General features: G+C 47.2%; 16 protein-coding genes and 2 pseudogenes. 10 read left to right on the top strand and 8 right to left on the bottom strand.

Going from position 1 to position 17,595, the window contains the following annotated elements; all coding sequences use genetic code 11:
* Positions 1-7: 7 nt before the first annotated feature.
* Positions 8-820, bottom strand: coding sequence for an alpha/beta hydrolase family protein (locus tag CSD97_RS14155; RefSeq protein ID WP_005826503.1), 813 nt, complete (start codon positions 818-820; stop codon positions 8-10).
* Positions 821-914: 94 nt separating this feature from the next.
* On the opposite strand from CSD97_RS14155, the gene CSD97_RS14150 reads away from it, so the two are divergent.
* From CSD97_RS14150 to aat, 9 genes are all read left to right on the top strand, one after another.
* Entirely contained in the window at positions 915-2,207 is a 1,293-nt protein-coding gene (locus CSD97_RS14150) for a hemolysin family protein (protein WP_005826501.1), read from the top strand.
* 44 nt (positions 2,208-2,251) lie between these two features.
* Complete coding sequence (locus tag CSD97_RS14145) at positions 2,252-2,731, top strand: copper resistance protein NlpE N-terminal domain-containing protein (protein ID WP_005826499.1); 480 nt, start codon at positions 2,252-2,254, stop codon at positions 2,729-2,731.
* A gap of 160 nt (positions 2,732-2,891) precedes the next feature.
* A complete protein-coding gene (locus tag CSD97_RS14140; protein WP_008663796.1) occupies positions 2,892-3,326 on the top strand; it encodes a DUF6078 family protein in 435 nt (144 codons plus the stop codon).
* Between the two features lie 548 nt (positions 3,327-3,874).
* On the top strand, positions 3,875-4,300 hold the full coding sequence (locus CSD97_RS14130; protein ID WP_229084493.1) for a DUF1016 N-terminal domain-containing protein: 426 nt from the start codon (positions 3,875-3,877) through the stop codon (positions 4,298-4,300).
* Positions 4,301-4,314: 14 nt separating this feature from the next.
* Positions 4,315-5,172, top strand: coding sequence for an SDR family oxidoreductase (locus tag CSD97_RS14125; RefSeq protein ID WP_035449476.1), 858 nt, complete (start codon positions 4,315-4,317; stop codon positions 5,170-5,172).
* A 42-nt stretch (positions 5,173-5,214) separates the two neighbouring features.
* Positions 5,215-5,904 (top strand): glycine zipper family protein, encoded by a 690-nt coding sequence (locus tag CSD97_RS14120; RefSeq protein WP_098032596.1) that lies wholly within the window; start codon positions 5,215-5,217, stop codon positions 5,902-5,904.
* Positions 5,905-5,935: 31 nt separating this feature from the next.
* Positions 5,936-6,247 carry an ATP-dependent Clp protease adaptor ClpS gene (locus tag CSD97_RS14115; protein ID WP_098032595.1) on the top strand — a complete coding sequence of 104 codons (312 nt, stop codon included), beginning with the start codon at positions 5,936-5,938 and terminating at the stop codon, positions 6,245-6,247.
* A 12-nt stretch (positions 6,248-6,259) separates the two neighbouring features.
* Positions 6,260-8,500, top strand: coding sequence for an AAA family ATPase (locus tag CSD97_RS14110; RefSeq protein WP_098032594.1), 2,241 nt, complete (start codon positions 6,260-6,262; stop codon positions 8,498-8,500).
* 4 nt (positions 8,501-8,504) lie between these two features.
* Positions 8,505-9,155: a leucyl/phenylalanyl-tRNA--protein transferase gene (aat, locus tag CSD97_RS14105; protein ID WP_005826481.1), complete on the top strand. Its 651-nt coding sequence runs from the start codon at positions 8,505-8,507 to the stop codon at positions 9,153-9,155.
* A gap of 90 nt (positions 9,156-9,245) precedes the next feature.
* Here the strand turns inward: aat and CSD97_RS14100 are convergent, their stop codons facing one another.
* The 4 genes and pseudogenes from CSD97_RS14100 to mobV all read right to left on the bottom strand — a co-directional run bounded on the left by CSD97_RS14100 (position 9,246) and on the right by mobV (position 14,388).
* Positions 9,246-10,103, bottom strand: a complete 858-nt coding sequence (locus CSD97_RS14100) for an MBL fold metallo-hydrolase (RefSeq protein ID WP_005826480.1) — start codon at positions 10,101-10,103, stop codon at positions 9,246-9,248.
* A gap of 58 nt (positions 10,104-10,161) precedes the next feature.
* Positions 10,162-11,208, bottom strand: a pseudogene (locus CSD97_RS14095) (HAMP domain-containing sensor histidine kinase); the annotation flags it as partial.
* Positions 11,209-11,683: 475 nt separating this feature from the next.
* Positions 11,684-12,850 (bottom strand): clostripain-related cysteine peptidase, encoded by a 1,167-nt coding sequence (locus tag CSD97_RS14085; protein ID WP_098032593.1) that lies wholly within the window; start codon positions 12,848-12,850, stop codon positions 11,684-11,686.
* A 170-nt stretch (positions 12,851-13,020) separates the two neighbouring features.
* On the bottom strand, positions 13,021-14,388 hold the full coding sequence (gene mobV, locus CSD97_RS14080; RefSeq protein WP_098032592.1) for a MobV family relaxase: 1,368 nt from the start codon (positions 14,386-14,388) through the stop codon (positions 13,021-13,023).
* A gap of 33 nt (positions 14,389-14,421) precedes the next feature.
* Here mobV and CSD97_RS18850 point away from each other — a divergent pair, with 33 nt between their 5' ends.
* Entirely contained in the window at positions 14,422-14,814 is a 393-nt protein-coding gene (locus CSD97_RS18850; protein WP_159461933.1) for a hypothetical protein, read from the top strand.
* A 159-nt stretch (positions 14,815-14,973) separates the two neighbouring features.
* Here the strand turns inward: CSD97_RS18850 and CSD97_RS14070 are convergent, their stop codons facing one another.
* The 3 genes and pseudogenes from CSD97_RS14070 to CSD97_RS14060 form a co-directional block, all read right to left on the bottom strand.
* Positions 14,974-15,366, bottom strand: coding sequence for a hypothetical protein (locus CSD97_RS14070; protein ID WP_098032591.1), 393 nt, complete (start codon positions 15,364-15,366; stop codon positions 14,974-14,976).
* Positions 15,367-15,383: 17 nt separating this feature from the next.
* Positions 15,384-16,616, bottom strand: coding sequence for a site-specific integrase (locus tag CSD97_RS14065; RefSeq protein ID WP_098032590.1), 1,233 nt, complete (start codon positions 16,614-16,616; stop codon positions 15,384-15,386).
* Positions 16,617-16,881: 265 nt separating this feature from the next.
* A pseudogene (locus tag CSD97_RS14060) lies at positions 16,882-17,433 on the bottom strand (sensor histidine kinase); the annotation flags it as partial.
* Positions 17,434-17,595 lie beyond the last annotated feature (162 nt).

Here is a 17,595-nt window from a genome sequence, read left to right as displayed (position 1 = left end):
AAACTACTTACTTCTTAAAGAACTTGTCGAAGAAAAGGACGTGATAGTCTATGGAGTTGTTCCAATACGTTCCGGTATGTCCACCGGGACGGGTGATGAAGTCATGGTCTATCTTCCTTGCCAGCAGCCGGTTGTGCAAGTCCTTGTTCACTTCAAGAAAGAAATCGGCCTCACCGCAGTCGATGATTAGCGCCAAGTCTCCATTTACAATCTTATCCAGCTGGTTGACCACCGTATGCGCATCCCAAGATGCCTTGTTGGCAGCAAACTCTCCCAACTGCTTGTTCATTTCCCAATTCTGGGGGAACGGCCGTATATCCACTCCTCCACTCATACTGCCCGCCGCACCGAACACATCCTTATGACGGATAGCACTCCACAAAGCACCGTGGCCGCCCATACTCAATCCACTGATGGCACGCGCCTTTCTATCGGGAATGGTAGCATAGTTCCCGTCTGTATACTTCACCAATTCCGAGGTGACAAAAGTCTCATAACGGTAGGCAGGATTCTCCGGACTGTCCCAATACCAACTGTTCTTGCCGTCCGGACATACAAATATGATCCCTTTCTCATCTGCCATCTGCGGCAATTCCGGCTTCAGTTGCACCCAGCTCCGCGCATTGCCGCCATAACCGTGCAACAGATAAACCACCGGACAAGCCTGCTTGCCGATAGCCTTATCAGGCAATACATACACAACTTTTACATCCTTATTCATGGCTGCACTTCTCACCAACACCGTGTCTACACGTGCCGCCTGCAACATTACGGCAGACAGACACCACAAAAGCCCCAAGGCAATAATTCTTTTTTTCATCTATTTATTGTTTATTTTTTCTAACGGATGGCAATATTAACAATAAATACTGAAAAATCATTATCTTTGCCTCACAAACTATTCAAAATCCACTATGGAGTTTATTATCATTCTACTTTTACTTATTCTGAACGGCATTTTTGCCATGTATGAAATCGCTTTAGTCTCCTCAAGTAAAGCACGCCTTGAAACTCTTGTCGGAAAAGGGAACAAAAGAGCCAAAGGAGTATTGAAACAACTGGAAGAACCCGAAAAATTCCTCTCCACCATCCAAATCGGTATTACTCTTATCGGTATCGTATCCGGTGCCTATGGTGGTGCCACCATCGCTGATGACGTAGAACCGCTGTTCGCCCTCATTCCGGGAGTAGCCGCCTATGCCAAGACTCTCGCCATGATTACCGTAGTAGCCATCATCACCTATCTGTCGCTCATCATAGGCGAACTGGTGCCCAAGTCCATCGCCTTGAACAACCCGGAACGATGGGCCACCATGCTCAGCCCCTTCATGATTGTGCTGACCAAGATTTCCTATCCGTTTGTATGCCTGTTGAGCGCTTCCACCAAACTGATGAACAAACTCATCGGACTGAACAGTGGCGAGGAACGCCAAATGACACAAGACGAACTGAAGATGATTCTGCACCAAAGCTCGGAACAAGGCGTCATCGACAAAGACGAAACGGAAATGCTGCGTGACGTGTTCCGCTTCTCGGACAAAAGAGCGAATGACCTGATGACCTATCGCCGCGACATCGTTGTGCTCCATCCCACAGACACACCGGAAGAGGTGCTGCGTATCATCCACGAAGAACACTTCAGCAAATATCTCCTGGTGGAGCGGGGAAAGGACGAGATTATCGGTGTGGTTTCCGTAAAGGACATCATCTTGATGATGGGCGGCGAACAACCCTTCAACTTACGTAGTATTGCACGCCCTGCTTTGTTTATTCCGGAAAGTTTGTATGCAAAGAAAGTTTTAGAGCTGTTTAAGAAGAACAAAAACAAGTTCGGAGTTGTTGTAGACGAGTATGGAAATACAGAAGGTATCATCACCCTGCACGATTTGACGGAAAGTATCTTCGGAGACATCCTCGAAGAGAATGAAACGGAAGAAGAGGAAATCGTTGTTCGTCAAGACGGTTCCATGCTGGTGGAAGCTTCCATGAATCTGGATGACTTTATGGAGGCGATGGGCATTATGAACTATGATGACCTGAAAGAAGAAGACTTCACCACCTTGAGCGGTCTTGCCATGTTCTTGATAGGACGGGTGCCGAAAGCCGGAGACTTGTTCAGCTACAAAAACCTGGACTTCGAAGTGGTGGATATGGACCGCGGACGGGTGGACAAGCTGCTCGTCATCAAGAAAGAAGAAGATGAATAACAAACGCTATTGCGTCTTTATAATTAACTTAAACCATTAAAGCAATGAAAAAAGTAATGATGATTGCAGCCCTTGCCGCTGCATTGGTATCCTGCCAATCAAAAGGAACTCAGAACAATGACGCCGTCGCCATGGACGAAAGTGTAATGGCTGTTACCGGCAATGACTCGTCTGCCGTAGCCGTATACGAAGGAATCCTTCCCGCCGCCGACGGTCCGGGCATCCAGTATGTATTGAGCGTAGACAGTGTAGGTCCCGACGGAGAAAGCGGCTACACGCTGGTAACAACTTATCTGGATGCCGAAGGCCCCGGAAAGAACAAGAGCTTTACTTCCAAAGGAAAGAAAGAAGTTATCCAGAAAGACGTCGACAACAAGAAGAAAACAGCCATCAAGCTGACCCCGAACGACGGGGACACTCCGGTGTACTTCGTAGTAGTGAACGACACAACCCTGCGCCTTGTCAACGACAGCCTGCAGGAAGCTGTGAGTGACTTGAATTATGACATCATCCAGGTGAAATAGTCCATCCATACTTATAAGAAAGAACGGTACAGCCGGAATTACTGAATTCAGTGGTTCCGGCTGCTGTTTTTTCAATGAGGGGGCATTTCAAACAAGAGAACAGAAGGCTATATCAAAAAGTTAGTGCTATCTTTGTCGCTTCATCAAAGTATATATAAACATGAAACATTCTTCCGAGAAACCTTTAGCACCTGCCAACTACTCACGCTGTTTCAACAACCAATGCCCGAAAGCCGACAACTGCCTGCATCGCTTAGCCGCCCTTCGCGATACCCCCGAGTACCCGTCCATCCGCATCATCAATCCACTGTGTATTCCAGAGGATAGCAGCCAATGCGCCTATTTCCAATCGACACAAAAGATACATGTTGCATGGGGAATCAGTCACTTGCTCGATGAAGTTCCCTACAAGAATCTCCAACCTCTGAAAAGCCAGTTGATAGCCCATTTCGGCCGCGGAAAATACTACCGCTTCTACCGGGAAGAATCTTACCTTTCCCCCGAAGACCAGAACTATATCCGCAGAACTTTCCACCAATACAACATTCCGGGAGAACCGGCTTTCGACTCTTACAGCGAGGAATACAAATGGTAGAAAGGTAATCTTCAGCCCCCTTTTCATGTCATTTTATCACTGAAAATATAGATAACACTTTAGTTCACAACGGTGAACACTTTGTTACAACAGTAAGAAACAAAGTGTTCACATACTATGAAACAAACTGTTCGCACTCAATAAAACAAACTGTTTTCTTTAACGGAACAAACTGTTTTCTTTAACGGAACAAACTGTTTCCTACTAATGAAACAAACTGTTCTCCATATTGAAACAAACCGTTCTCCTTAGGGAAACAGACGGATTCCCTTTTGAAGCCCTACAAGGGGAATAATTATCGCCTGCGAAAATATAGGAGGAAATACAGCGACATAGTGCGATACCTATTCTCTGCAAAACGGGTGAACGTGTTCGGAAGGATATTGCAGCAACACGGGATGAGGTAAAGGAAAGAGAGGGGGAGATGGTATATTGTGTGGTAAAAGTGGGGAGGTAGAAAAGACGGAAAGGATTACAGTTGAAATAAATTCTTTTTCTTAACTTTGTGAAATAGAAACATCGAATATGACGATGAAGAAAATAAAAATATGAAAACAGCACTATCTATAAATCAACCGTTCAAGGATTGGGTAAACCACCTAAAACAAGACATTCGTAGTGCACAGATTAAAGCGGCTGTACGCGTGAACAGCGAACTGCTTCACCTTTACTGGCAACTGGGGGCAGAAATTATAGAACGGCAGAAAGAAATGACTTGGGGAAGCGGATTTCTCGAAGAGTTGAGTCGTGAGCTGATGGCAGAATTTCCTGATATGAAAGGGTTCTCATATAGAAACATACGCAGTATAAAGCAGTGGTATCTATTTTATAATGAGCCACATACAATTTGGCAACAAGTTGTTTCCAAATTAGGTGAAGAGAAATTTTTCTCCATCCCTTGGGGGCATCATCTCTATATCATCTCCCAATGCAAGGAAGTGAACTTATTCGGAGAAAAGACAGTTAAACAATAAAACCGGAAACATATATGGCCGATAATTATCTTGAAAATCAGTACGAGCAATACCGGGCACGCAAAGCAGCTTGGGAGAAAGCGAAAAAATCCGGTAAGGCACAAACGCTACATAAGCCGACACTTCCCCTCAAAAAAGGCGGAAAGAAAGTGTTCGTTACCGGAGGTGCAGGAGGTATTGGCAAAGCCATTGTAGAAGCCTTCTGCAAGCTTAATTACCAAGTAGCCTTTTGTGACAAGAATGAACTGGAAGGACAACAAACCGCCCAAGCCACCGGAGCACAATTCCACCCCGTCGACCTAAACAGCAAAGAAGCATTGGAACTTTGCCTGCAAAATATTTTCAAGGAATGGGGGGATATTGACATCATTATAAACAATGCCGGCATCAGTGAATTCTCTCCCATCACAGAAACGAGTGTGGAGACTTTCGATAAAATATTGTCTGTGAATTTACGTCCGGTGTTCATTACTTCACATGCGTTGGCAGTACACCGCAAAAGTCAAAACAGCACGAATACCTACGGAAGAATCATTAATCTCTGTTCTACCCGCTATCTGATGAGTGAACCAGGCAGTGAAGGATATGCAGCTTCCAAAGGAGGTATCTATTCATTGACGCATGCGTTGGCTTTATCGCTTGCAGAGTGGCACATCACGGTCAACTCCATCTCTCCGGGCTGGATTCAGACACACGATTATGAACAATTACGGGCAGAAGACCATTCGCAACATCCCTCCGGACGGGTTGGTAAACCGGAAGATATTGCCCGTATGTGCGTATTCCTATGTCAAGACGAAAACGACTTCATCAATGGCGAAAACATCACCATTGACGGAGGCATGACCAAAAAGATGATTTACTGGGAATAGCCCTTTTATAAAACAATCTGCCCAATATAATAATTATAGGATATGAACATGAAAAAGTCTTTTATAGGAATCCTGGCAGCAACCATCATCCTCAGCGGATGCGGCACAAGCCAGATGGCTGTAGGCGACCCTAACGCAGTGCTCGCAGGAGCTGCCATCGGAAGTAATGTAGGCGGTGCCATCGGCGGCTTGATAGGAGACAGCAACGGAGGCTGGCGGGGAGGATACCGGGGTTCCGCCATCGGCACCATCATAGGAACCATTGCGGGAGCTGCCATTGCCAATGCAGCCACAGCCCCCAAAAAGCAGGAGGAGTACAGCTACCGGATAGAAAGGACACAGCCCTATCCCCCGCAATCCGGAAGACAGCCGCAAGCATCGGCCATCGACCACTTGAGGATACGGAATATACGTTTCATTGACGACAGCCGCAACCACGTCATCAATTCGGGCGAAAACTGTAAAGTGATTTTTGAAATCATGAACGAAGGAAACAAAACAGCCTACAACGTAGTGCCGGTGGTGGTGGAAACCACGGGCATGAAGCGTATTTACATATCGCCGTCGGTCATGATAGAGCAAATAACTCCGCGCAACGGTGTGAAATACACCGCCAACATCAGTGCCGGAGAACGGATAAAGACGGGTAACGTCACCATACGCATAGCCATAGCCGACGAGTACGGAGACGAATATGAGTGGCAGGAGTTTTCGTTGCCCACACAACGGTAGAACAATGTCTTAACAGTAGTTTTTCAAAGAAATGGAACAACAGCAATCTTCTTTCAAAGAAAAAGAACGCATAGAACTACGGGAACCCCGACGCTTCAAAGTCACCATCTACAATGATGACTTCACCACCATGGAGTTTGTGGTAAAAGTACTCACCACCGTCTTTTACAAATCATCGGCAGAAGCGGAAACACTGATGCTGCAGGTGCACAAGAGCAACTCCGCGGTAGTGGACATCTACTCATACGACATCGCCCACTCCAAAGTACAGAAAGCCACCCGCATGGCACGCAATGAAGGTTTCCCCCTCCGGCTCACCGTCACCCCGGAGGAAGAAGAATAAGAAAGAAACAATATGGATATAAAAAATACGATATTCGTAAACCAAGCATTCGCTTCCGCACAAAGAAAAGCCGAGTCTTACCGGCACGAGTTCATCATGCCCGAACATCTGCTGAGCGCCATTCTGGAACAGGAACCCTTTATCAACACCCTGCAAGATACCTTCTACAATTATGTGGAGCTCAGCATCTCGCTGGAAAACTATCTGACGGAAGAAGTGGACACTGTCCCCGACAATGTGGAATACGAGTTGGGACTTTCCGTCCAGCTCAGCTCACTCCTGCAACATGCCTATACGGTGACAGAGTATTCCAGCGCCGAAGAGCTGGATGTTCCTCATCTGATACAAGGCTTGCTGCAACTGGAAGATTCCTGGGCATGCCATTTCCTGAAGGAAGCAGTCGGCGGCGACCTGCCCGAATTCCTCAGCCTGCTCATCACCCACTACGAAGAAGCGGAGCTGGCAGAAGAAGCAGGCGGTACGCCATCTCCCGATGAACAAGAGAAAACAGAACCGTGGCGTAACTACGTGACCTGCCTCAACGACCATCTGGCAGACCACAACCCGCTTATCGGCAGGGAGATGGAGTTGGAGCGAACCATACAAGTGCTCTGCCGCAAAGAAAAGAACAACCCGTTGCATGTGGGCGAACCCGGTGTAGGCAAAACAGCCCTTGCCTATGGGCTTGCCGCCCGTATCGAAGCGGGCAACGTCCCCGAACGGCTTGCCGGCTTCCGCATCTATGAGCTGGACTTGGGCAGTCTACTGGCAGGCACACAATATCGCGGCGATTTCGAGAAGCGGCTGAAAAGTATCATGGAAGGCATCGGTCGTGAGGGAAACGCCATCGTCTACATCGACGAGATACACAACCTGATAGGCGCCGGACGCACGGGCGAAGGCTCTATGGATGCCTCCAACATGCTGAAACCCTATCTGGAAACCGGGGCAATACGTTTCATCGGCTCTACCACCTACGACGAGTACAACCGCTACTTCGCACGCAGCAAGGGACTGGTACGCCGCTTCCAGCAGATAGACATACTGGAACCGAACATTGAAGAAGCCATACATATCGTAGAAGGCCTGAAAGAGAAATACGAAACCTACCACGGCGTCACCTACGAGCCCGACGTCATCCCCTATGCCGTAAAGGCAAGCGCCCGCTACATCAGCGACCGTTTCCTGCCCGACAAAGCCATCGACCTGGTGGACGAAGCAGGAGCTTACCGGGAAATATACCCCACAGACTCCGAGGAACAGACCGTGGACAAGGCACTGATAACCGACATACTGGCACGTACCTGCAAAGTCAATGCCCTCGCCATGAAAGAGGACGACACCACCGCCTTGGAAAGCCTGCACGAACGCATCAGCTCCCGCATCTACGGGCAGGAAGAAGCCGTCCGTCAGGTGGTGGAAGCTGTGCAAATGTCCAAAGCCGGACTGCTGGACGAAAACAAACCGCTGGCAAGCCTGCTCTTTGTAGGCCCCACCGGAGTAGGAAAGACCGAAGTTGCCAAAGTGCTCGCCGCCGAGCTGGGCATCGCCCTGCAACGTTTTGACATGAGCGAATATACCGAAAAGCATACCGTAGCCAAACTGATTGGCTCGCCTGCCGGCTACGTGGGTTACGAGGACGGCGGCCTGCTGACCGACGCCATACGCAAGACCCCAAACTGCGTGCTACTGCTCGATGAGATAGAAAAAGCCCATCCCGACGTATTCAACATCCTGCTGCAAGTAATGGATTATGCCGTACTGACTGACAACAAAGGACGGAAAGCCGACTGCCGACACGTGGTCCTCATCATGACCTCCAATGCCGGAGCACAATATGCCCGCCAAGCGTCCATCGGCTTCAACAGTCAGGTCACCGCCGGAGAAGCCATGCTGAAACAAGTCAAGAAAACCTTTAAGCCCGAATTCATCAACCGCCTCTCTGCCACGGTGGTCTTCCATGACATGGACCGCCCGATGGCATCACTTATCCTCGACAAGAAACTCGGAGAACTAGGCAGCAAGCTGTCTTCCCGCCAGGTGGAAATGGTATTGAGCCAGGAAGCACACGAATGGCTGCTCCAACGGGGTTTTATTCCCGAATACGGCGCCCGGGAGATGGACCGCGTGATAGCCGCCCACTTGAAACCCTTGCTGATGCGCGAAATTCTGTTCGGTACATTGAAGGCAGGAGGAAAAGTCCGCGTGCAAGTGGAAAACGGAGCATTGAAACTACAACCCGCAACCGAATAACGATATGGTCTTTCAACTGACGGATAAACTTGCTTTCCCCGACCCTCACTACGGCGACCCCGACGGGTTGCTCGCTGTGGGCGGTGACCTATCCATTGACCGCCTCATCCTGGCGTACTCCAACGGCATCTTCCCCTGGTACGCATTTCGGGAAGAACTGATACAATGGTGGTGCCCGATGGACCGTTTCGTCATCTTTCCGGACGAAATCCATATCTCCCACTCCATGCGTACGCTCATCAACAAAGGAAAGTACGAAATCACCTTCAACGAAGCTTTCCAAGACATCATACAAACCTGCGGAGAATTGCGGATAGAACAAGAAGGCGCCTGGCTCGGAACGAAGATGATGGAAGCCTATACGCACCTGCACGAACAAGGATTCGCCGCCAGCGTGGAAGTATGGGAAGAAGAGCAATTGGTAGGTGGGCTGTACGGAGTGACCCTGGGACGTTGTTTCTTTGGAGAGAGCATGTTCTCACTCGTTCCCAGCGCCTCGAAGCTGGCCCTCATCCATCTGGCCCAATTCTTCAGGGAACATGGAGGCGTCATGATAGATTGCCAGTTCGAAACCCCTCACCTCAAAACAATGGGAGGCAGGCACATCAGTTACGACGAATATATGACATACATCGAACAAGACTGCCGCTTCTAAAAGTAAAAAGGAATAACGAGGGGCTCAGAACTATCCGCGCCTAAATATAGCATAATGAAAGTACTCATATACTTTTGACACTCTCCTATTCTATTTGAAGGCCGGAGCAGGAAGATGCATACCTGCCATCGTCAATTGGTTGTCCTTGGCATATTGGAGGAAATACTTGCGTGCTTTCACGGCAGCTTCCTTATCCATATCATAGGAAGCGCAGTATTCCGGATGCTCCAACTGAAGGGCCGCACCATGGATGAGGTCACCAATCACCAGTAACTTGCCACTCTGGAAAACCGTATGACCGGGAGTATGACCGACTGCCTCCATGGCAACCACATTGCCCGGCAAGGTATCGCCAAACTCAAACAGATGCAGCCGTTCCTTATAGGCATCCATCGTCTTTACGACCTGCGCCTTCCTTTCGGCAGGCATTGCCATCCAGGCATCATATTCCACTTTTGATGCGTACACTTCGGCATTCGGGAAGACTACACTGTCTCCCTTCATCATTCCACCGATATGGTCGCCATGGAAATGGGTAAGATACAGATATCCAATATCTGCCGGAGAGATACCCAAAGATTGTAATCCGGGCAACAGACGACTGCCGGGAGCTCCCATTCCCGTATCAAAAAGGATACGGATACCATTCGTATCTACCAGGAAGGTGCTCATGGAAGAAGGAATACCGCCTTGAAGCGACAAACTTTCCATCAATTCATCGCTTGCATCCGGGAAAATCGTTCTCGGCATCAAATGCTCACCAGCATTATCCTGAATCCAAGTGGCCTGCACTCCCTCCAGTTGCAAGGTCTTTACGCCACTGCATGTTACACCGACACTATCCATACTTACATCTTCATTTGTTTGTTTCTTTGTCCTGCTGCCGCAACCCGCCATCAGCAATGCTGCTGACACAACAACCAGGCACGTCCATGTCTTGTTTTTCATCGGTACAGAGTTTTTTATCCATAAATATTGAAGTTCGCACAAATATAGGCAAATAAAATCATTCGGCACACGGATGCCTGAACCAAAAACGGCTGCCGACTCCCAATTCCGACTCAGCACCGATAGTCCCGCCAAGATGCTCAATGATACTTTTACAGATGGACAAGCCTAAACCCGTGCCCTTCGCAAAGGTATTAAGCCTTACAAAGCGGTCGAACACAGTAGCCACGGCATCCGGAGCAATACCCATACCGGTGTCCGTCACAGAAAACTCTATCTGATCGGTACCTTCCACCGGATGATATTCCAAAAGGATCTGCCCTTCACTGGTGAACTTCAAAGCGTTGTTTATAAAATTGGTGACCACCTGCATCAGACGTTTCTTGTCGGTATAGATACGGTAATCGGGCAAGTCGGGAGCCAACAGAACCGGTACAGCCTTGTCTTCCTTCATATCATAGTTGCGCATCACGTCCTTACAGAAGTCACTGACATCCACATACCCCATATTATAATCAAGTGTTCCCGCTTCTATCTTTGCTAAATCCAGAATGTCGGATATCAGTTGCAAGAGCAGTTCCGTATTCTCCTGCATGATGGCAAGGTATTCCTGGCGTTCTTCCCTAGCGTCCAGTTCGGCAATGATGCTTGCAAAACCGACAATGGAATTGAGCGGAGTACGGATTTCATGACTCATATTGGCCAGGAAAGCAGACTTCAAGCGGTCCAGATGTTCTGCCTTATCCTTGGCGACCCGCAATTCCTCCTCTATCTTTTTCTGATGGTCGATATCCACACTGGTAATGACATGCGCCATCTGCCCGTCCACCCAAGCAAAGGCTGCACTGAACACGCGAAACCAACACTTGTCAAATGGCCGTTGATAATCCCACGAATAGACTTTGGTGGGGTGTCCGTTTTCATCTATCAAATGCCTCTTTGGGCAGAACTCACACTCCCCCGTCTTGTCCGAGTAGAGGGCCTCCCAGCATTTTTTCCCCCAGAAATGCTCGATACCGCCATATGGTTCCACCATAGACCTATTGGCATACAACATATCGTGGGAATCGAAAGAGTTGACGTAAATATCAACGCCCATATTATTTTAGATTTTTATCGGTTTGACTTAACCGATTGAGAAATAAACTATTAGCGAATTATTTGAGAAATAGAGGTAACGATTTGGCAACTGTGCGAATTTCAGCGTTTTGCGTTGCTATGCTGTCAAATAACTCTTTCATTTGCAAATATAACATCTTTTTCCGAAAGTACGAACTGTTGGCAGCAATTTTATAAAATCAACTTGCGAAAAACGAAAATCATTCATCCCATTTACAAGTTGGTATGTTAAGAACATTGTCCGCTTTGTCATTTTGTTACCGGGATTTGTCCGCATGGTAGGAGAAGCGTACCAATCAGTCAAGTATGTTGTTTCATTATGTAATAGCCAGCTGTTTTTTGTGTAATACTCCGATAACGCTTTCTTTTTGCTTTTTATATGTGCAAGGGTCAAGCCCCCCACGGATAGTTACTTCGTTGGAGATTTTGGACTATATCACAACTTGGTTCAGAGTGATAATTTAATGTGTGTCAATGCACCATGATGTTTTTGGGTAATCTACCATCTTGCTATTTGTACTTGGTTCAGAGGTTGTTATTCCTGAATATCTTTCAACTGTAATAGGACCTCTTGATGCCGTGTAGAATTCTTTGGTATGAGTTTTGTAAGGGATAACTTTCTCCAATAGTGTTTTAAAATTATTATATATTTCTGTGTCTGTACCACATAAAGTCTGTACATAATCTCCGAAATCATAGAATATCACAGGGGAGTAGCCATCCATACGCTGAATATTTATAGCTTGTGTACTATCAAAAGAATAATTAGAGTGAATATATTTCATTAGTTCTGCCAACTCATCCAAGTAAGAGCAGTCTGTTACAGCCAACGTTCCATAAGGATATTGATAGTTAGAATAAAACTGATAAAATGACTCACATATAGCTTTGTAATCTGGTTTTTCTGATAAGAGATATTTGCCTATTGTGGAATATGGCATACCAAAGACCATCACTTCTGTTGGACAGGCAATCATATAGTTGGTTACATGGCGTAACTCATAGGCAACTTCCAACGATGACATATAGCAATCATCAAATAGAATATACTCCATTGACAATCCGTTATTAGATAAGCTTTGAGCAAGAGTGCTTATGTTTGTTTGGTATTCTGCTGTTAATCCGCCAAAAAAACGTGTCATAGGAACATTCTCAAAATCCCAATGATAAACAAAATCTTCCTTCGCTTTGCTACGGCTTTGTACAACAGGAAGCCAGCCCGTGCCGTGACAACCGATAATCATTGAATAACTTTCAACAGGAGCAAATGTTTTCATATCTCCGAGAATCTCTGTCAAACCAGCTTCTGTGGTAAAAGAAGGATTTACATATTCTTTTAAGATAGTCCTTTTACACGAACCGTTATTTAAAGTTATTTCAAACATCTCCGATTCAGAAGGGCTTGTAGATAAAAACACTATAATTCTTTCATTCTCTAATCCTTTTTCTTGTATAGCTTCTTCCATATCAGAAATGTTATTATAAAAATAACTTGTCAGATTTGTTGACCATGGGAGATACATAAAAACTGTTCTTTGATTATTGGTTTCTATTTCAAAGTCTTCTTTTTCACATGAAATAAATAAGAATACCAATAGTATAAAAGGCAATATTTTTTTTATTCTCATATTATTTTGATTTATAGTTCCGTATTCACGTGTATTTTTCCGAAAGTTTTTTGCTCGTCACGTATCCGGCATAGCTCCCGATATACTTTTAGGTGCAAATATAGCGAAAAGTGCCATTCATAAGACATCATGAACGGCACTTTTTTATTGTTTTCCAGCAAGATAAACGGTTATATCTTCATTCCTCTGCTTTTCCTTTGCGGTTGTATAGGTCGGCGAATATTCTGCCTTAGCTTGTCGAACTGTTCCTTGAACCACTCGGCAATGGGCTTTCGGTCAATGGCAAGAACCAGTCTCGTCCCGTCCGTGGGGTCTTTCACGACTTGAAACCCCGCCTTTTCGGTCGTGAATTTCCGTCCGTGTTCTTCCGAATAGAGTTCCCCTGCATACTCCAACGGCTTTCCCTTGACGAGCGTTGCGGTCTGCCTTTCATCGAATCCCACAAGGCGGCACAGGTTTTCGATACGGAGCATTTCACGGAAATAGGGAAACCATGCCGCCGCCTTTGCGATTACCGTTTTCAGAAACGATATTTCCTGCTTGTGCTTCGTTTCCTTGTCCGCTATCTCCCTGCGGTGCTTCCGTTCTACTTCCGCCATCTGTCGGCTGTGGTCTGCCTGCATGGTCTGTATTCTGTCTTGCAGGGCTTCGATGGTTTCCTCGTGGTCGGCTACCTCCCTATGCAGGGCGGTGTTCTCCCTTTCCAGTGTCTTGACCTTGTTACTGCCGAAAAGAGAACCGACGCTCTCGGCGATGTTGGCGGCTGCGGTGGTTGCCGCCCCTTTCAGCTTCTCGGTCTGTATCTCTTTTTTCGCTTGCCTTAATTCCTCCCGTGCCGTTTCTTTCTGCTGTTGCAAATCCACCACTTCCGCTTTGAGGTTGTCGGCGAGTTTCTGTATATCCCGATAATACTGCTGCGTGGACTTGTGGCGAGCCTTCGAGCCGTCTATGCCCCTTTGCAGCCCATATTTTGCCATCGCTTCGGCATAGGTATCTTGGTAGGACTTCAATTTCAGCCGTGTCATAATATCGTCTGCGCACAGCCTCACGGTGTCGGTCGGCTTCTTGCGGTATCGCTTCTTCGTCTGTTCCTCCCTTTTCCTGCGCTTTCGCTCTCCCTTGACGATGGGAACGAGCGTAACGTGTATGTGCGGCGTTTCCTCGTCCCTGTGCAGGTGAGCCGCCACGATGTTCTCCTTTCCGAACGTGTCGGCGAAGTATTTCAGATTGTCGGCGCACCACTCGTCCAAACGCCCCTCTTCCTCTATCCGCTTCATGTCCTCGTGCGTTCCCGACACGTTGATGCGGATTGCCCGTACTTGGTTGCTTCCGATTTTGCGTGTCAGCCCCGCTTCTTCTAATCTCTGCTGTATAGCCGCCGAACGGTCTTTCACCACGTCGGGGTAGTCGATGAGCCTGCGGTTTAAGTACGTGCGTGTGGGGTCGGCGTTCTTCGGTATGATGAAACGCTCGATATGTGCGGTCGTTCCGCTGTCGCTGCCGTGCGCCTTTTCCATGTGTAAAACTACGAAACCCATATATTTTTCCTTTCTTTTTTGGCTTGTGAAACAATGATTTTTTGTATCTTCGGGGGCGGCAAATGCCGTCCCCGATGGGGTGTGCAGAGGGGCTTGCCCCTTGCCTTATTGGGGAATTTTCAGCGATACGTAGTATTGCGGCTCGGAAAATTCCCTAATAAGCTACGGTATTTTCTTCGTAAATACCCTGCGGCGTGCCGTCCGTCTGCCCGTCTGCCTTTCGGCTATGGCTGTCCCTGCCGCCTGCTTGCCCGTAACCCCACCTTATTTTTTCCCTTTCGGTCGGTGGGTGGCGGGGCGGTCGTTTCCGTTTTCAAAGGCTCTTTTGCACGGGGCCGTCGGATACAAGGTTTTCCCGATAAATACGCTCGCAGCGAAGCGAGAGGAAGATTTATCGGGAAACGGCGCAGCCGCCTGACCTTTTAGCCGACATAAAGCCCCGTGCTTGCTTTGCCTTTGTAAACGGAAATGATTGCTCCGCTTTCCTCTGAAAAGAGGAATAGAACCTGCAATATATATCACCATAGTGATAGATTTGCATGTTGGTATGCTGGTACGTTTGCATGTTGGTATGTTGATATATCATCATGCTTGCCAACGGCTGTTGGGCTTGCCGTCCGAAACAACCAACACGAATACCGTCGTTTTCTCTTTTCTCCCGTGTATAATCCTCTCTAATAATGCCTTGCGGACTTTCGCCGCCCCGAACGATTCGATACGGAAAGCGAGGGCGGCTATCGTTTCGAGGTTGTAAACCTCCGCGCTGTATCTGTCCGATATGCGGATAATGCGCTTTATGTCATATATATTCAAAACTCCGCTTTTGCAGAGTGCCTTTATCCCTGCCCGAACCGTCGGGGCGATAACCCCGAACAGTTCGCAGATTTCCCACTCGGTCATGGCGGTTGCGCCTATATCGCTCGGCTGGAAGATATTGCCCTGCCCGTCCATCGTGATAATATTCCTTTCTTCTTTCATCGGTATTCTGTTTTTAATTAGATGGCTCGGCAGATATTCTTCTCCATGTCCTCCAACTTGTGCGACAAGGTTTCCATGTCTTGGCTTATCTTTTGGGCGGTGATTTTGGCGTAAATTTGGGTAGTCTTTATGTTAGTGTGTCCCAAAAGGCGGCTTACGGTTTCGATGGGTACGCCGTGCGACAGAAGCACGGTCGTGGCGTTCGTGTGGCGTAAGCAATGATAGGTCAAGCGCACCTTGAAACCGCATTGTATGCCTATCTCTTTGAGTATTTTGTTGCAACTTCCGTTGCTCGGAACGGGGAAAACATGACCGTCCCTTGCCAGCCCCTTGTACTTCTCGATGATACGCTTGGGAACGTCCAAAAGGCGGATGTTCGATTCGGTGTTGGTCTTCTTTCTTCGGGTGATTATCCAAAGGTTGCCGTCGAAGAATGTTTGCAGGCGGTCGGCGGTGAGGTTCTTCACGTCCGAATACGCCAAACCCGTGAACACCGAAAAGACGAACAAGTCCCGTACAAGTTCATGGGTGGCATTCTTCATGGGTGCGTTCATGAGCGTCTGTATTTCCGTTTGGGTGAGGTAGCCCCTATCCACGCTTTCGGGAGAGTTGATATATCCGGCAAAGGGATTGAACGGCAAACGCCCGTCGTTCCTCGCAATGGAAACGATGTGTTTCAACACAATCATGTAGCCCCACACGGTATTGGTGCGGCATTTCTTCTCCGTGCGCAAAAAATACTCGAAATCGTTGATGAACGTGAGGTTGAGTTCCTTTAACGGAATATCCTCACGCTTGTAGGTATGGGGCAAAAACTCCCGAATATGGTTGCAGACCGTCCGATAACGGGTAAACGTACCTTGCGCCCTGCTGTGCCCGACTTTCTTCTCAAACTCGGCGTTGTGCTGCTCGAACAGCTTCAGCAAGGTTTCCTGCTTGATGCCGATACCGAGATAGGCGTCTTTGAGTTTGGCGGCGGTAACATAACCGTCCGTCTGCATCAACTCTTGATAGCGGCGGTTTACCTCCACACGGATTTTATCTACCGCAAGGTTGATTCTCTGCGCTTCGACGCTCTTGCCCGAAGCACGGTTGTTCTTCACGTCCCACAAGCGTGGGGGAACGTCCATCTTGCAACTGAACTGTTTAATCTCGCCGTCCACCGTGATACGGCACATCAGAGGCAGGTTGCCGTTCGGCTTCTCGCTGCCTTTCTTCACGTAAAATAATACCTTGAATGTACTTCGCATAACTCACTCCTTTTTTTGGTTACAAAATTAGTTCTTAGTGAGTTACCGACAGCTATGTAAATCAACGCAAAACGCAGAAAAAGAACCTTTTAGCAAGAAATTTGCACCCGTTATGGGAGTAACGAGGTGGTAACTGAACTTCTGCACCGTTTGGCTTTGAGGTTGCATTTCGTTGGCTCTGCCTCATAGAAAAACAAAGCGTAACGAACGCTCTATCAGCTAATTCGCTACGCTTTGCCCAAATTTACTTTTTCGCTATGTGTTTATTCATGATACTGCCTAATGTATTGCTGGCCCTCACTTCCCTTTCCTTATATTCCCTGACCGCAATTTCCTTAGAGAACGAGCCCAGCAAGAGATGAATGATTTGCAACTCCTCTTCCGTGAGATAGGTCTCTTCCTCCCTGCCTGCAAAACCTATGAATCCGATGATTTTACCCTCAGTATCTTCAAAATGCCTGATTAACAAAGAATCCTCACCGTAGAAATCAAGAATGTCAATATCATCCCATGAAGCATCCGCATTTCTGTTTCCATAGAAAGGTTTATCCCGAGCTTTCATGGCATCGACATGCTCCTTTTTCAACTCTCCCATATCGAAACGGGGTTTCATAGTCCCACCTTCATTTCCAATCGTTTCTTTCAATAAGAAATAACGGAATCCGTCAGTCTGATAGATAAACCCTTTGGTAAAGTCATAGTAGTTGCAGAAATCGGTCAACGATTCAATAACTTTCCTTTCATTGGGTTCATTGCTATTCAACCGTTCTAAAAAATGAAGCAAGAATATGTTTAATTTCTCTTTGTTTTTGCCCATATAATCTTTTGAAAAACTTTAAGGCGCTAATATACAACTTTTTAAAGAGAAATAAGTTTCTTTTATATATCCAGGAAGTTTAAAAAACAACCATTCCCCAATAAAACAAAAAAGGCAATAACTTAATTTATTTTACAAGTATCACTAAGGCAAAAGCTCTTC

Source organism: Bacteroides sp. AR29 (assembly GCF_900217715.1).
GTDB lineage: Bacteria > Bacteroidota > Bacteroidia > Bacteroidales > Bacteroidaceae > Bacteroides > Bacteroides uniformis.
The sequence above is the reverse complement of the archived record's forward strand: the minus strand, read 5'-3'. Positions and strand labels throughout refer to the sequence as shown.

Bases quoted from the DNA above. Each gene is read 5' to 3' on its own strand.
- CSD97_RS14070 (WP_098032591.1), bottom strand. From the start codon at position 15,366: ATGAAAGAAGAAAGGAATATTATCACGATGGACGGGCAGGGCAATATC.
- CSD97_RS14125 (WP_035449476.1), top strand. From the start codon at position 4,315: ATGGCCGATAATTATCTTGAAAATCAGTACGAGCAATACCGGGCACGC.
- CSD97_RS14140 (WP_008663796.1), top strand. From the start codon at position 2,892: ATGAAACATTCTTCCGAGAAACCTTTAGCACCTGCCAACTACTCACGC.
- CSD97_RS14115 (WP_098032595.1), top strand. From the start codon at position 5,936: ATGGAACAACAGCAATCTTCTTTCAAAGAAAAAGAACGCATAGAACTA.
- CSD97_RS14155 (WP_005826503.1), bottom strand. From the start codon at position 820: ATGAAAAAAAGAATTATTGCCTTGGGGCTTTTGTGGTGTCTGTCTGCC.
- CSD97_RS14110 (WP_098032594.1), top strand. From the start codon at position 6,260: ATGGATATAAAAAATACGATATTCGTAAACCAAGCATTCGCTTCCGCA.
- CSD97_RS14065 (WP_098032590.1), bottom strand. From the start codon at position 16,616: ATGCGAAGTACATTCAAGGTATTATTTTACGTGAAGAAAGGCAGCGAG.
- CSD97_RS14150 (WP_005826501.1), top strand. From the start codon at position 915: ATGGAGTTTATTATCATTCTACTTTTACTTATTCTGAACGGCATTTTT.
- mobV (WP_098032592.1), bottom strand. From the start codon at position 14,388: ATGGGTTTCGTAGTTTTACACATGGAAAAGGCGCACGGCAGCGACAGC.
- CSD97_RS14085 (WP_098032593.1), bottom strand. From the start codon at position 12,850: ATGAGAATAAAAAAAATATTGCCTTTTATACTATTGGTATTCTTATTT.
- CSD97_RS18850 (WP_159461933.1), top strand. From the start codon at position 14,422: ATGATTTTTTGTATCTTCGGGGGCGGCAAATGCCGTCCCCGATGGGGT.
- CSD97_RS14100 (WP_005826480.1), bottom strand. From the start codon at position 10,103: ATGAAAAACAAGACATGGACGTGCCTGGTTGTTGTGTCAGCAGCATTG.
- CSD97_RS14120 (WP_098032596.1), top strand. From the start codon at position 5,215: ATGAACATGAAAAAGTCTTTTATAGGAATCCTGGCAGCAACCATCATC.
- CSD97_RS14145 (WP_005826499.1), top strand. From the start codon at position 2,252: ATGAAAAAAGTAATGATGATTGCAGCCCTTGCCGCTGCATTGGTATCC.
- CSD97_RS14130 (WP_229084493.1), top strand. From the start codon at position 3,875: ATGAAAACAGCACTATCTATAAATCAACCGTTCAAGGATTGGGTAAAC.
- aat (WP_005826481.1), top strand. From the start codon at position 8,505: ATGGTCTTTCAACTGACGGATAAACTTGCTTTCCCCGACCCTCACTAC.